Source organism: Micromonospora sp. NPDC047134, assembly GCF_040643455.1.
Taxonomy (GTDB): Bacteria; Actinomycetota; Actinomycetes; order Mycobacteriales; family Micromonosporaceae; genus Micromonospora.
This window is the reverse complement of the sequence record NZ_JBEYUI010000039.1, coordinates 19,743-33,582: the sequence shown is the minus strand read 5'-3', so window position 1 is coordinate 33,582 and position 13,840 is coordinate 19,743. Positions and strand designations below refer to the sequence as shown.

Annotated in this window: 13 protein-coding genes, 1 tRNA gene and 1 pseudogene; 4 read left to right on the top strand and 11 right to left on the bottom strand. The window is 70.3% G+C overall.

The genetic code is table 11. The features are described from left to right. The first annotated feature begins 895 nt into the window (after nucleotides 1-895). Nucleotides 896-1,531 carry a methyltransferase gene (locus tag ABZ795_RS27595; RefSeq protein ID WP_327026655.1) on the top strand — a complete coding sequence of 212 codons (636 nt, stop codon included), beginning with the start codon at nucleotides 896-898 and terminating at the stop codon, nucleotides 1,529-1,531. Nucleotides 1,532-1,676: 145 nt separating this feature from the next. Here ABZ795_RS27595 and ABZ795_RS27590 read toward each other — a convergent pair whose 3' ends face one another. Then, entirely contained in the window at nucleotides 1,677-2,306 is a 630-nt protein-coding gene (locus tag ABZ795_RS27590; RefSeq protein ID WP_327026656.1) for a DUF1707 domain-containing protein, read from the bottom strand. A 337-nt stretch (nucleotides 2,307-2,643) separates the two neighbouring features. Then, on the bottom strand, nucleotides 2,644-2,874 hold the full coding sequence (locus ABZ795_RS27585) for a hypothetical protein (RefSeq protein ID WP_327026657.1): 231 nt from the start codon (nucleotides 2,872-2,874) through the stop codon (nucleotides 2,644-2,646). Between the two features lie 245 nt (nucleotides 2,875-3,119). Between ABZ795_RS27585 and ABZ795_RS27580 the strand changes: the two genes are divergently transcribed. Together ABZ795_RS27580 and ABZ795_RS27575 are read left to right on the top strand one after the other, a co-directional pair. Then, nucleotides 3,120-4,193 (top strand): SNF2-related protein, encoded by a 1,074-nt coding sequence (locus ABZ795_RS27580; protein ID WP_327026658.1) that lies wholly within the window; start codon nucleotides 3,120-3,122, stop codon nucleotides 4,191-4,193. Further along, nucleotides 4,114-4,815 (top strand): site-specific integrase, encoded by a 702-nt coding sequence (locus ABZ795_RS27575; RefSeq protein WP_357532460.1) that lies wholly within the window; start codon nucleotides 4,114-4,116, stop codon nucleotides 4,813-4,815. The genes ABZ795_RS27580 and ABZ795_RS27575 overlap by 80 nt, the downstream gene beginning before the upstream one ends. 112 nt (nucleotides 4,816-4,927) lie before the next feature. Here the strand turns inward: ABZ795_RS27575 and ABZ795_RS27570 are convergent. The 9 genes and pseudogenes from ABZ795_RS27570 to ald form a co-directional block, all read right to left on the bottom strand. Further along, nucleotides 4,928-5,001, bottom strand: a tRNA-Pro gene (locus tag ABZ795_RS27570). A 201-nt stretch (nucleotides 5,002-5,202) separates the two neighbouring features. Next, nucleotides 5,203-6,606, bottom strand: coding sequence for a ribosome biogenesis GTPase Der (gene der, locus ABZ795_RS27565; protein ID WP_327026660.1), 1,404 nt, complete (start codon nucleotides 6,604-6,606; stop codon nucleotides 5,203-5,205). Further along, entirely contained in the window at nucleotides 6,603-7,283 is a 681-nt protein-coding gene (gene cmk / locus ABZ795_RS27560; protein ID WP_357532459.1) for a (d)CMP kinase, read from the bottom strand. Before cmk ends, der begins: the two co-directional genes overlap by 4 nt. Before the next feature lie 149 nt (nucleotides 7,284-7,432). Beyond that, nucleotides 7,433-8,203, bottom strand: a complete 771-nt coding sequence (locus ABZ795_RS27555) for a pseudouridine synthase (RefSeq protein ID WP_327026662.1) — start codon at nucleotides 8,201-8,203, stop codon at nucleotides 7,433-7,435. Further along, complete coding sequence (scpB, locus tag ABZ795_RS27550; RefSeq protein WP_357532458.1) at nucleotides 8,190-9,038, bottom strand: SMC-Scp complex subunit ScpB; 849 nt, start codon at nucleotides 9,036-9,038, stop codon at nucleotides 8,190-8,192. Before scpB ends, ABZ795_RS27555 begins: the two co-directional genes overlap by 14 nt. Nucleotides 9,039-9,088: 50 nt before the next feature. Next, nucleotides 9,089-10,009: pseudogene (locus ABZ795_RS27545) on the bottom strand (segregation/condensation protein A); the annotation flags it as partial. A gap of 24 nt (nucleotides 10,010-10,033) precedes the next feature. Continuing rightward, nucleotides 10,034-10,957, bottom strand: a complete 924-nt coding sequence (locus tag ABZ795_RS27540; RefSeq protein WP_013732865.1) for an AAA family ATPase — start codon at nucleotides 10,955-10,957, stop codon at nucleotides 10,034-10,036. A 180-nt stretch (nucleotides 10,958-11,137) separates the two neighbouring features. Further along, on the bottom strand, nucleotides 11,138-12,142 hold the full coding sequence (locus ABZ795_RS27535; RefSeq protein ID WP_357532463.1) for a site-specific tyrosine recombinase XerD: 1,005 nt from the start codon (nucleotides 12,140-12,142) through the stop codon (nucleotides 11,138-11,140). Beyond that, nucleotides 12,142-13,257 carry an alanine dehydrogenase gene (gene ald / locus ABZ795_RS27530; protein WP_327026664.1) on the bottom strand — a complete coding sequence of 372 codons (1,116 nt, stop codon included), beginning with the start codon at nucleotides 13,255-13,257 and terminating at the stop codon, nucleotides 12,142-12,144. The genes ABZ795_RS27535 and ald overlap by 1 nt, the downstream gene beginning before the upstream one ends. A gap of 290 nt (nucleotides 13,258-13,547) precedes the next feature. Between ald and ABZ795_RS27525 the strand changes: the two genes are divergently transcribed. Further along, entirely contained in the window at nucleotides 13,548-13,802 is a 255-nt protein-coding gene (locus ABZ795_RS27525; RefSeq protein WP_327026665.1) for a TM2 domain-containing protein, read from the top strand. Nucleotides 13,803-13,840: the final 38 nt, after the last annotated feature.

The following is a 13,840-nucleotide window of genomic DNA, read 5'->3' as shown; positions in this document are numbered from 1 at the left end:
GCTTCCGCAACCCCGAAAACCAGCGATTACGCACCCGCACCGCGACAACCCGACGCCACCGCGGACACCTCAACCCCGCCTAACTTCGAAGAGCCCGAATAGGTCGTGGCGGTATTGGATGCTCTTGAGTCGGTTCTGCCGCAGGGCGGCGCAGACGCGGGCGTTCAGGTTGTCCCAGACGCACACGATCGGGCCGTTGAGCTGCTGGTGGGGCGGTATCCAGCAGGGCGATGTAGTCGCGTTTCGATCACTACCGAAGCCATCCGCCGCCAGCCCTGCTCCAGAGCATCGGCCAGCCGCCGCAGCCGACCCTCATCCAGCCGGCACCGAGACCCACCCGGCCCCTTCGAGGCCAGGGCCTGCTCACCACCAGCCCGCCACCCGTACACCGCGGTCTGCGACCTCCGGCACCGACACATCCTCGGCGAACCACCCGGCAGCCTGATGTCGCACCGACCCACGCTTCGCCCGCCCACGCGGACAACCCACCACCATCGGGACACCTCACCCCATCGAGCTACCCCACCCAAGGCCATCACCCAGACCACATCGGACGAACCTGGATATTCAAGATCTGTAGCGCCGCTCACCGCTTGGCAGGCCGCAGGCCGTCGGTCACCCGTTCCGCCTTCGCCGGTCCGGCGGCACCGCTGACTGCTTGGCAACAACACCGGGGGGCGGTTACCGTTCCCCCAGCCGGCGCAGGGCTCGGCAGGTACTTGAACCCGACCGGGCAACTGGCGTCACGTGCCGCCGGCGTCAATGACAGACCAAGCCCCGAGGAAGAATCATGGACCGAACGTTCGCTGACGACGTCGGCGATTGGCTGGTCGCCCAGGCCGACTCGCTCATCAAGGTCGGCGGCACCAAACAGCTCATGGGATCGACCTGGTCCGTGCTGCCCGAGGTGTGGCCCCCCGATCCGGCGACCGAGGTGTTCACCTCCGCGCTGCCCCTTGGTCCCGGCACCCGGTTCCTCGAGATCGGGTGCGGAGCGGGCGTGACGAGCGTGGTCGCCGCCATGGGCGGCTGCGAACGCGTCGTCGCGACCGACATCAACCCGGCCGCGGTCGCCAACACCGAACTCAACGCCAAGGCGCACGACGTCGGACACAAGGTCGAGGCGCTGACCAGCGACTTGTTCCACGAACTCGGCCCCGAGGACGTCTTCGACTTGATCGTGTCCAACCCGCCCCTCGTCAGGGCGAGGGAGGACCGCGTCTACGACCGGCCGATCGAGCATTCGGTGTTCGACCCGGGCTACACCCTCCACCAGCGCTTCTTCCAGGAGGTGAAACCGCACCTCGCAGCCGGCGGGCACGTCTTCATGAACACCAGCGACACGATGGGTGATCCGTACTCCATCGTGGCCCTCGCGGTGCGGATGGGCTTCTCCGCGCGCAAACACCACTCGAACCGGATCGAGATCCCGGGGACGCTGATCGGGTGGACCCCTGCCATCGCCGCAGCCGCAGACGAGCGAGGAATGATCCACGTCGAATCCTCGATCTACGAGTTCAAGCTGCTCTGAGTACGAGGAGGAAGAGCCCGCAACCGGAGCCCGTCCGCGGTAGATGCTGGCGGAGCGGTTCGGGCGGGTGGGGCGGGCTGGCGGCCAGGTACACCGGTCCCCGACGGCCTGGTCAGCGCCTCTCTACCGTCGGTGGCGGCGGCGGTTACTGGCCGGCGCCCGGTGACGACTGCTGGCCCAGTAACCAGCGGCGCCAGCCCGCTACGTCCTTGCCGGAGCCCGTCGATCGGATTCGTACATCGCCCAGCAGGGTGTGCGCCCGGATCCGGATCCGCGGTGTTCCCGGCACCGGGGGGATCGGGGCCAGCTGAAGTTCACGGTCGCTGAGCAACCCGAACCCGGCAAGCTCGACATCCACCCCGTCGGGCACCGTTATCTTGATGTCACCCAGAAGGCTCCACGCCTCGATCTCCACGACGGCCTCGGCGCAGACACTCGTACGCAGGTCAAGATGGACATCGCCGAGCACGCTGAACGTCCGCAGCCGGGCAGGCAACCGCCACCGCCCCACCCGCCGCTGGTCGCCAAGGATCGCGACCACGGTCGACACGGTCTGCGTACTACCGACCGGAGGCGGCTCCACCACCACCCCGGCCATCGCCCGCTCCAGATCTTCGATGCGCTCGGCCGCCCACACCGCCCCGACCCGATCGCTGAACTCCTCCAGGGTCAGCCGGCCCTCGCCGACCGCCTCCTGCAGCGCCGTCGCGGCGGCCTCCTGCTCCAGCTCACTCGGTTTCCGTGACAGCTGCTCAGGGCGAGGCTCGATCTCCACCATGTCGAGCCTACCGGCCCACACCCACCGCTCGTCGAGGGGTTCACGACCGGCCGAGCCGGCAACAACGGTGCTGTGTGGAGGTCGCTCACCTGGTACAGACGCTGTCGGCGCCAGAGACACCAAGGCCAAGGGTCAAGGGCCGATCGGTCACGTCCGCGCTGGTGGTGTAGAAGACGACCATCGCTGGATCCGGTTTGATGTTAGGCGGCGATCGGGGTCGTGTCGGGCTGCTGGGTGCGGCGTGCTCCGGGCCCGGCAGCGGCGACAACTCGGGGCAGGTACTCGGCGACCGTCGGCAGGACGGCAGGGATAGCGGGGTGAGCCTGTAGATCGGTCACCGTGACGCCCAGGTGAGCCAGAAACCTGGCTGGCGAGCGGCAGCGACGTGGTCAGCGTTCATTGCCGGCTCCCGCCAGGTGAGTATGCAGGTCGGCGAGCAGGCGTACGACGTGCTGACGAGATGCACGACGAGCAGATCGTGCGTGACGATAGCGGCGAACATCACGGGTTTTCCGGGCCCGATGCGGCACATCTGCCGGGCATTCGCAGAGAATGGCCAGGTCACCTCGGCTGCCCACCTGGTAGCGGCCGTCGTTGGCCGAGCAGATGACGAGCATGCCGTGGCGCGGCTCAATGTCGAGGCGGAGTACGGGGGCCAGCCCAACGCGCGCAGGAGGTGCTGCGCGCCCACCCGGCCACAGCGAGTCGGGAGAGCCATCCACAGCACCAGGCCGGCGTCGGTGATCGCCGTCGGGCACACTCGTTCCTGAGCCGGGTCAAGTTGTCGAGGTACGCGGTTCGACGTGGGCGGTGGCTCAGGTCAAGCAGCAGGGACTGCCGCGCAGCCCTGCGGACGAGGCGGTTGCCTCGCTGAACCACGCCGTGACCCTGCAGGCGCTCGACGAGGACCGGCTGGGTGAGGAGTTGACGGTCGTCTGGGAGTTGGAGGTCGGTCACACCGTCACGCCCGCTCAGGGTCTGCCGACGCAGGTCAACCCGGACGCCTTCGACGATCCGAACACCCTTGCCGGGTTCGTTGACGCGATGCGTTGGGGTGCGGTGACCTCGGCGGATGACCGGAGCGTGCAGGCGCCGTTCCACAGCGGGGTCGCGGTGGAGGCGTACCAGCTGGAGCCGCTGCGACGGGCACTGTCCTCGCCCCGGACGAACCTGCTGCTCGCTGACGACGTCGGCTTGGGCAAGACCATCGAGGCCGGCTTGGTGGTGCAGGAGCTGCTGCTGCGGCACCGGGCGCGGACCGCGATCGTGGTGTGCCCGCCGAGCCTGGCACTGAAGTGGCAGGATGAGATGCGGGACAAGTTCGGCCTCGACTTCACGATCATCAACAGCGAGATGATGCGCGAGGTACGGCGCCGGTACGGCCTACACGCGAACCCGTTCCAGCTGTACCCGCGGGTGATTGTGAGCATGGCGTGGTTGCCGCAGGTGCGCGCCCAGCGGATGCTGCGTGACATCTATGCGCAGGCGGCGAGCACGAAGACCGCTCGACGGTATGCGTTCGACATCCTGATCGTGGATGAGGCGGTTGCTGTCCGCCACCCGCGACGTGGAGAAGGCCACGGCTTCGAACTACCGGGACGCGCTCCTACCGGTCCGGGCTCGACTCGGCGGGAAGCCGCTCCAGGACGTCAACGAGGCAGACATCGAAGCCTTTATCGACTGGATGCTGACAGAGGGCCGGCGGCGTGGCGGCAAGCCCGGATCGGGACTTGGCGTCCGCTCGGTGCGCCTGACGCTGGGCCGACTCCGGACCGCGCTGAACGTGGCGGTCCGTCGTCAGCTCGTGGTGCGCAACGTCGCCGCGTACGTCACCATCCCCCGAGCAGCAGCGAAGGCCGCTATCGAGGAACGGGCGAAGCGTAAGCCCTGGACCCAGGACGAGGTGAAGACATTCCTCACCGGCATCACCGGCATCACCGGCGAACGCCTGTACGCCGTCTGCCTGCTGTCACTGATGGGCCTCCGACCGGCCGAAGTGTGCGGGCTGCGCTGGTCCGATGTCGACTTCGACGCAGGCACCATCGCCGCCGGGGACAACACACGAACGCTCGTCGACGGCGAGGTCGAGGAAAAGAAGGCCAAGTCCGCGGCTGGCCTACGCGGCCTACCGATGCCGGCAACCGTGGCGAAGGCGCTGAAGGCGTTCCAGACCCAGCAGAAGAAGGAACGCCTGAAGGCAGGCGACGCCTACATCGGCAGCGGCTACGTCCTGGTCAACGAGATCGGCGAGGGGCAGCGCACCGACTGGCTCCGCCGCCGGGTGTACGGCCTGATGGCCAAGGTCGGGGTCCGCAAGGTCCGACCGTACGACGCCCGACACGCCTGCCTGACCTACCTCGCCGCCGCCGGAGTACCCGACGTCGTTCTCGCGGCCTGGGCCGGCCACGCGGACGGCGGCACCCTCGCCAAGCGGGTCTACGTCCACCCCGACAGCAGCCACCTGAAGGTGGCCGCCGAGCACCTCGAATCCGGGCTGTTCGGGTAGCTCTCACACCCGGATTTCAGCAGTACGCGCGTACGTGATGAATTGTGAGACGAGACAGCAAAAAGCCCTGACCCACCAGAGTGAATCAAGGCTCTGACCTGCTGAAACTCTGTCGGGACGGCCGGATTCGAACCGACGACCCCTTGACCCCCAGTCAAGTGCGCTACCAAGCTGCGCCACGTCCCGTTGCCACCGCCGGACCTTGCCCGCGGCAGCCGGTACAGCTTAGCGCAGCCTCCCCCATCCGTCGCACAGCCCCCACCCCCATACCGCCGCCTCGCCGAACAGCCCACCACCCCTAAAGCATCCTAGGAAGACGGGTGGGCAGCAGAGGGCCCGGGTGCGGAGGCAAGCAGCCTCGACACCCGGGCCCGGGTAGAACAGCGATCAGCCGTGTGCCTTGCCCCGGCCGCCGGGGCCGAGCTTCTTGCGGGGGCGTACCGAGATCTCGATCGGGCTGCCCTCGAAGCCGAACTCCTCGCGGAGCTTGCGCTCGACGAAGCGTTGGTAGCCGGCGTCCAGGGGGCCGGTGGTGAACAGCACGAACCGGGGTGGGGCCACGCCCGCCTGAGTGGCGAACAGGATCCTCGGTGCCCGTCCCCCGCGTACGGGGTGTGGGGTGGCCTGGACCAGGGCGGTGAGCCAGGCGTTGAGCTGGGCGGTGGGGATGCGGGTCTCCCAGCTGTCCAACGCCCGGTGCAGGGCGGCGGCGAGCTTGTCGACGGCCCGGCCGGTCATCGCCGACAGGTTCAGCCGGATCGCCCACGGGATGCGGCGCAGTTCCCGCTCGATCTCCTTGTCCAGGTAGTACCGGCGGTCGGCGTCGACCAGGTCCCACTTGTTGAAGGCGATGACCAGCGCCCTACCGGCCTCGGTGACCATGGACAGGATCCGCTGGTCCTGTTCGCTGATCGGCTCGCTGGAGTCGAGCAGTACCACCGCCACTTCGGACGCCTCGATGGCCGAGGCGGTACGCAGGCTGGCGTAGTACTCCGTGCCGCTGGCCTTGCCGACCCGCTTGCGTAGCCCGGCGGTGTCCACCAGGTGCCAGGTCTCCCCGCCGATGGTGACCAGGCTGTCCACCGGGTCGACCGTGGTGCCGGCGACCGAGTCGACCACGGCGCGTTCCTCGCCGGAGAAGCGGTTCAGCAGGCTGGACTTGCCGACGTTGGGCCTACCGACCAGGGCCACCCGGCGGGGACCACGCGGGCGGTTTTCCACGATCTTGGGTGCCTCGGGCAGCGCGGCCATGATGGCGTCGAGCAGGTCGCCGGAGCCGCGGCCGTGCAGGGCCGAGACGGGGTGCGGTTCACCGAGGCCTAGGGACCACAGGGAGGTGGCCTCCAGTTCCACGGAGGTGTTGTCGGCCTTGTTGGCGACCAGGATGACCGGTTTGGCGCTGCGCCGCAGCATCCTCACGGCCGCCTCGTCGACGTCCGTGGAGCCCACCGTGGCGTCGACCACGAACACCACCACGTCGGCGGTGGCCACGGCCGTCTCGGCCTGCGCGGCGATGGCCGCGGCCCGGTCCTTGGCGTCCGGTTCCCAGCCGCCGGTGTCGACCACGGTGAAGGTCCGGCCGGACCACTGTGCGTCGTAGGGGATCCGGTCGCGGGTCACCCCGGGGACGTCCTCGACGACCGCCTGGCGGCGGCCGATGATCCGGTTGACCAGTGTGGACTTACCGACGTTCGGGCGGCCGACCACGGCCACCACTGGCTGCGGGCCGGTCGGCTCCTCGATGTCGAGGTCCGGTTCCCGCAGCTCCACCCAGCCGTCGTCGTTGCTCATGCCACGCCCCGCTCGGCCAGCAGCTCACGCAGTCGGGCCACGACCTCGTCGATGCCCAGTTCGGTGCTGTCCAGCACCACGGCGTCGGGGGCCTGGGCCAGCGGGTCGGCCTTGCGGGTCGAGTCCAACTGGTCGCGGCGGGCCAGGTCGGCGGCGGTGGCGGCGACGTCGGCGGCGTTCTCGGCGCTGCGCCGGGCGGCCCGGGCCGCTGCGGAGGCGGTGAGGTAGACCTTCAGGTCGGCGTCCGGGGCCACCACGGAACCGATGTCGCGGCCCTCGACCACCATCCGGCCGGCCTTGGCGATCATGTCGCGCTGCCGGGCGACCAGCAGCGCCCGCACCGCCGGTACGGCGGCCACCGCGGAGACGGCCGCGGTCACGTCGGCGCCCCGGATCTCGGCCTCGACGTTCAACCCGTCGGCGGTCACGGTGTAGCCGGCCGGGTCGGTGCCGATGCGCAGGTCGACCTCGCCGGCGACCTTGGCCACGGCGTGGGCGTCGTTGAGGTCGACGCCGGAGCGCAGCACCGCCCAGGTGACGGCCCGGTACATCGCGCCGGTGTCCAGGTAGCGGGCGGCCAGGCTGGTCGCGAGCCGTCGTGAGACGGTGGACTTACCCGAACCGGACGGCCCGTCCACAGCGACGACGCAGCGTCCGACCGGTATGTTTTCTCCCACCGTTGTCCTCCTCAGCCCGTACCTCACGATCCGCCGTCAGCGGCGGACGCGAGCGGTTGCCAGCTATGTCCAATGATGCCCGGCGCCGAACCCCACGGCCCGCCGGGCCGTCCGCGAGCCTACCCCCCGCGGTACCCGCGACCGCGCGGTCAGTCACCCACGGCCTTGAACAGGGCGGCGACCTCCGCGTTGGTCAGGCGTCGGGTCCGCCCGCTGCGCAGGTCGCCGAGCCGGATCGGCCCGATGGCGGTACGCACCAGCCGGCTCACCGGGTGCCCCACCTCGGCGAGCAGCCGCCGTACGATGTGTTTGCGCCCTTCGTGCAGGCTCAGCTCCACCTGGGCGGTACGCCCCAGGGAGTCCACCACCCGGAAGCCGTCCACGGTGACCGGCCCGTCTTCCAGTTCGATGCCGGCGGCCAGCCGCTTGCCGAGGTTGCGCGGGATGGGCCCGGAAACCTCGCACAGGTAGGTCTTCTGCACCCCGTAGGAGGGGTGCATCAGCCGGTGCGCGAGGGTGCCGTCGTTGGTGAGCAGCAGCAGGCCCTCGCTGTCCGCGTCGAGCCGCCCGACGTGGTAGACCCGCTGCTCCACCCGGTTGCCGAGGAAGTCGGCCAGGGCGGTGCGGCCCTTCTCGTCGGCCATGGTGGAGACCACTCCGCGGGGCTTGTTCATGGCCAGGTACACCAGTCGGGTGTCGGCCTGGAGCCGTTCGCCGTCGACATGGATGACCGCGGTGGCGGGGTCGACCTTGTCGCCGAGCTGCGCCACCCGCCCGTTGACCGTCACCCGCCGACGGAAGATCAGGTCCTCGCAGGCGCGCCGGGAGCCGACACCGGCGGCGGCGAGCACCTTCTGGAGGCGTTCCGGGCCGGTGTAGACGGGCGCGTCGGGTGAGGGGGTGCGGTTATCGCGATGCATCGGCAAGCTCTTCTACGTCGTCGGGGAGGAACGGGGCCAGCGGTGGCAGGTCGTCGAGGCTGTTGAGGCCGAGTTTCTCCAGGAACATCGTGGTCGTCCGGTACAGGAACGCCCCGCTGTCGGATTCGGTGCCGCACTCTTCGATCAGCCCTCTGGAGACCAGGGTACGGATCACCCCGTCGCAGTTGACACCGCGGATGGCGGAGATGCGGGAGCGGGTGACCGGCTGCTTGTAGGCCACCACCGCCAGGGTCTCCAGGGCGGCCTGGGTGATGCGGACGGACTGCCCGTCGAGGACGAACCGTTCCACGTAGGTGGCGTACTCCGGCCGGGTGTAGAGCCGCCACCCGCCGGCGGCCCGGCGCAGGTCGAAGCCGTGACCGGCGGCGGTGTAGCCGGCGGCGATCTGGTCGAGCATCGGGCCGATCCGCTCCGGCGGCTGCTCCAGCACCTGGGCCAGGGTCAGCTCGCTCACCGGTTCGTCCACCACCAGCAGGATCGCCTCCAGGGCGCCGCGCAGTTCGGTGTCCTCGAGCACCGGCGCCGGTTCCGGTGCCGGCCGCCCCCGCCCCGACCGCTGCCGACGCACCACTGCGGCACCGGCCGTCCCGCTCGGTGTCTGCTCGGCGGTCGCCCCGTCGGCAGCCGCCCCGGCCTCGTCGGCCGCTTCCGTCATCTGCCCCGAGGAACCCGCCGCCGCAGCACCTACGACACCCGCGTCCTCCGGGTCACGGTCGGGGGCGGCGGCCTCGGCGGGTGGGGCGGGGCGCTGCCAGGGTGGGATCCAGGCCGCGGCCTGGTCAGCCAGCGAATCGCCACGTTCCTCGTGGGTCATTCGGCCTGCTCCTCGCTCGTCGCCGTCCCGTCCGGGTCCGGTTCGGCCGGGGCCCCGGCGTACTCGTCGATGGCCAGGGCCGGTCCGCCGTCGGCGGGGCCGGTCCAGCGTACGGTCAACTCCTCCAACGCCTGTTCCTGCACGAAGGCCACCACCCCCTGCCGGTACAGCTCCAGCAGGGCCAGGAAGCGGGCCACCACCTCCAGGGTGGCCTCGCAGTCGGCGCAGAGCAGGGTGAAGGTGGCCGTACCAGCCCGGCGCAGCCGTTCGGCGATGATCGCGGCGTGTTCCCGGACACTGACCCGGACCATGTGCACATGGGCGATGGAGACCTCCGGCACCGGCTTCGGGGTCATCGCCCGTACGGCCAGGTCGCGCAGTCGCTGGGCGCCGATGCCGAGCACCAGGTCCGGCAGGGCCTCGGCGTAGCGGGGTTCCAGGGTGACCGCGCGGGGGTAGCGGCGTCCCCCGACCTCCTCCAGGGCGGCGATGTGCGCGGCCGCCTCCTTGTACGCCTTGTACTGCAACAGCCGGGCGAAGAGCAGGTCCCGGGCCTCCAGCAGGGCCAGGTCCTCCTCGTTCTCCACCTCGGCGGCCGGCAGCAGCCGGGCGGCCTTCAGGTCCAGCAGGGTGGCGGCGATGAGCAGGAACTCGCTGGCCTCGTCGAGGTCCCAGTCGTCGCCCATGGCCCGGATGTAGGCGATGAACTCGTCCGTGACCTGGTGCAGGGCGACCTCGGTCACATCCAGCTTGTGTTTGCCGATCAGTTGCAGCAGCAGGTCGAACGGGCCGGTGAAGTTGGCCAGCCGTACGGTGAACCTGCCGGGATCGGCCGGATCCTCGACAGCGGCGTCCGCACCAACCGGGTCGGCGGCCTCAGAATCGGCCGCGTCCGGCTCGGCCACCCGGGTCGGATCGTCCGCGGTGGCGGGGTCGAGGGGCGGCGCGGTCACGCGACGACCGTAGTCCACGGCCTGGCCACGGGTACGCGGAGCCTACCGCTCCGCCTGCGCGGCGATCACCTCGCGGGCGAGCTGGCGGTAGTTGCGGGCCCCGGAGGAGGCCGGGTCGAGGGTGGTGATCGGAGCCCCGGCGACGGTGGACTCGGGGAACTTCACCGTCTTGGTGATCACCGTCTGGTAGACCTTGTCGCCGAAGGCCTCCACCACCCGTTGCAGCACCTGCCGGCAGTGGGTGGTGCGGCTGTCGTACATGGTGGCGAGGATGCCTTCGAGTTCCAGGTCGAAGTTGAGCCGCTCCCGCACCTTGTCGATGGTGTCCAGCAGCAGGGCCACCCCGCGCAGGCTGAAGAACTCGCACTCCAGGGGGATGAGCACCCCGTGCGCCACCGTCAACGCGTTGATCGCCAGCAGGCCCAGGGAGGGCTGGCAGTCGATCAGGATGTAGTCGTACTCCTTGCGGACGCTCCTGAGCACCCGGGCCAGGGCCATCTCCCGGGCTACCTCGTTGACCAGCTGGATCTCGGCGGCGGAGAGGTCGATGTTGGCGGGCAGCAGGTGCAGACCGGCCACGTCGGTCTTGATCAGGACGTCCTCGGCGGTGACGTCGTCCTGCATCAGCAGGTTGTAGACCGACAGGTCCAGGTTGTGTGGGTTGACCCCCAGGCCGACCGAGAGGGCGCCCTGCGGGTCGAAGTCGACCAGCAGCACCTTGCGGCCGTACTCGGCCAGGGCGGCGCCCAGGTTGATGGTCGTGGTGGTCTTGCCCACCCCGCCCTTCTGGTTGGCCATCGCGATGATCCGGGCCGGGCCGTGCCGGTCGGTCGGCATCGGCTCGGGGATGGGCTTACGCATCGTGTAGGCGGCCGGGTCGGCCGGGCCCAGGTCAGCACCGAGGGCATTCTGCTGTTCGCGGAGCTCCGACGTCCAGGTCTCGGCACGGTCACCGTTGCCAGCCATGTCCTCGTTGCCCCCTCCCGACGACCATCCGGCGTCGGAGCCGCCCGACGTCCTTCGCGGCGCCGCTGCGTACCCCGGTCATCTCGCCGCCAGGGCCCGCGCTGCCGACTGTACGCCACCGGCCAGCAGGGCGTTCGGCACCCGCTCGGCGTGTCGGCCGACGGCACCGGCCAGCAGCGCTCAATTGCGGGCGCGGGGGTGGGCGGTGGCGTAGACCTCACGCAGTCGGTCGACGGTGACCAGAGTGTAGACCTGGGTGGTGGTGACCGAGGCGTGCCCCAGCAACTCCTGCACCACCCGCACGTCCGCGCCGCCGTCGAGCAGGTGGGTGGCGTAGGAGTGACGCAGGGTGTGCGGGGAGACCGCCTGCGGTCCCTCGACCGGCAGGCCGGCGCGCTGGGCGGCCCGGCGCAGGATGGTCCAGGCCCCCTGCCGGGTCAACGGCCCACCCCGGGCATTGAGGAAGACCGTCGGGGTGCCCCGGCCGGCGGCGGCCAGTCCGGGTCGGGCGCGGACCAGGTAGGCGCCCAGGGCCCGTTGGGCGTACCCGCCGACCGGCACCAGGCGGTCACGGCCGCCCTTGCCGCGCAGCAGCACCACCGCCTCGGTGAGGTCCACATCGTCCACGGCCAGACCCACCGTCTCGGAGATGCGGGCCCCGGTGCCGTACAGGAACTCCAGCAGTGCCCGGTCGCGCAGCGCGAGCGGCGCGGCCTCCCCGGCGGCCTCGACCGGCCCGGCGGCCTCCAGCAGCCGGAGCACCTCGGCCAGAGACAGGGCGCGGGGCAGCCGGCGGGGCGGGGTGGGTGGCCGGACGTCGCGGCTGGGGTCGGCGGTGGTCAGGCCCTCGCGCAGGGCGAAGCGGTGCAGGCCCCGGACGGCGCTGGCGGCCCGAGCTGCGGAGGAGGCGGCCAGGGGCGGGTGCCCGTCCTCGCCGGTGCGCAGCCGGGCCAGGTGGCGTTCGATCTCGCCGGTGGGGACGGCGGCCAGGTCGGTGACTCCGGCGGCGGCCAGGCTGTTCAGGTAGCGGTCCAGGTCACGGCGGTAGGACACCAGGGTGTTCGTGGCCAGGCCACGTTCGACCGTGAGGTGGTCCAGGTAGCCGCGGAGGGCGCGGCGCAGAGCCGGCGCGGGCTGGTGGCCCGTGCCGGCTCCGTCCGCTGCGGCGGTCGGGGTGCGGCCGATCAGGCCAGCACCTCGGCCAGCGGGGTGGTCGGCAGGTCGTGTGCCTCCGCGACCGGGCCGTACACGACCTGTCCGTCGTGGGTGTTCAGGCCCAGCGCCAGCGCCGGATCGCGGCGGGACGCCTCACGCCAGCCGTGGTTGGCCAGCTCCAGCGCGTACGGCAGGGTGACGTTGGTCAGTGCGTACGTGCTGGTGTTCGGTACTGCGCCGGGCATGTTCGCCACGCAGTAGAAGATCGAGTTGTGCACCTTGTAGACCGGGTCGGCGTGCGTGGTGGGCCGGGAGTCCTCGAAGCAGCCGCCCTGGTCGATCGCGATGTCGACGAGCACGCTGCCGGGCTTCATCCGGGAGACCAGTTCGTTGGAGATCAGCTTGGGGGCCTTGGCGCCGGGCACCAGGACCGCGCCGATGACCAGGTCCGCGTCCAGCACGGCCCGCTCGATCTCGTACGCGTTCGACGCCACGGTCTGCAGGTGGCCCCGGTAGATGGCGTCGGCCTGCCGCAGCCGGCCGACGTTCTTGTCCAGCAGCAGCACCTCGGACTGCAGGCCGAGCGCGATGGCGGCGGCGTTCATGCCGGAGACCCCGGCGCCGATGACGACGGTCTTGGCCGCGTAGACGCCGGAGACCCCGCCGGGCAGCACCCCCCGGCCACCCCCGGTACGCATCAGGTAGAAGGCGCCGACCTGCGGGGCGAGTCGACCGGCCACCTCGGACATCGGGGCCAGCAGCGGCAGCGACCGGTCCGGCAGCTCCACGGTCTCGTACGCGATGCCGGTGACCTTGCGGTCGAGCAGGGCCCGGGTGCAGTCGGCGGAGGCGGCCAGGTGCAGGTAGGTGAAGAGCACCTGCCCCTCGCGCATCCGGTGGTACTCCTCGGCGACCGGCTCCTTGACCTTGAGCACCAGTTCCGCGGCGGCCCACACCTCGTCGGCGGTGTCCAGGATCTTCGCGCCGGCGGCGGTGAACTCCTCGTCGGTGATGCTCGACCCGAGTCCGGCGCCGGCCTCGATGAAGACCTGGTGGCCGCTGCGGGTGAACTCGTTGACTCCCGCAGGTGTGATCGCGACGCGGTACTCGTGGTTCTTGACCTCGCGGGGAATACCGACCTTCACGATGCAGTCACCTTTCTCCGCCGGACCGTCGCCTCCGCCTGTGCGGTGTGTGGTGGCGCCTTTGCCGCCACGGTCGACCGATCCCGTCGGCGCAGTTTAAGCGGGTCGGAAAGGCACCGGGGCCTGCACTGTGACACCTGGTGGTCGTGGACGTTGACGAAGTGTCAGGTGTCGGAGGACGCCCCTCGGTGGAGTGGCCCCTCAGCCGTCAGGACAGGATTCTGCTGTGATCTCGCACTTCGGGCAGTCCGGTGCGCAGGCTGGCGAAGGGATCACTATTGTGTCGCCTCATGACCTATCCCCCTCCGCCCGGATATCCCCAGGGCGTTTCTGACAAGAGCAAGCTCGTCGCCGGCATCCTGCAGATTCTGCTCGGTGGCTTCGGCGTCGGCCGCTTCTACATGGGCGACACCAAGACGGGTGTCATCCAGCTGATCGTCACCATCGTGACCTGCGGCATCGGCAGCCTTTGGGGCCTCATCGACGGCATCCTGATCCTGGTCAACGGTGGCGTCGACGGGCAGGGACGCCCGCTGCGCGACTGACCCGTGACATCACGCAGGGGCCGGGCGAATCCTCGCCC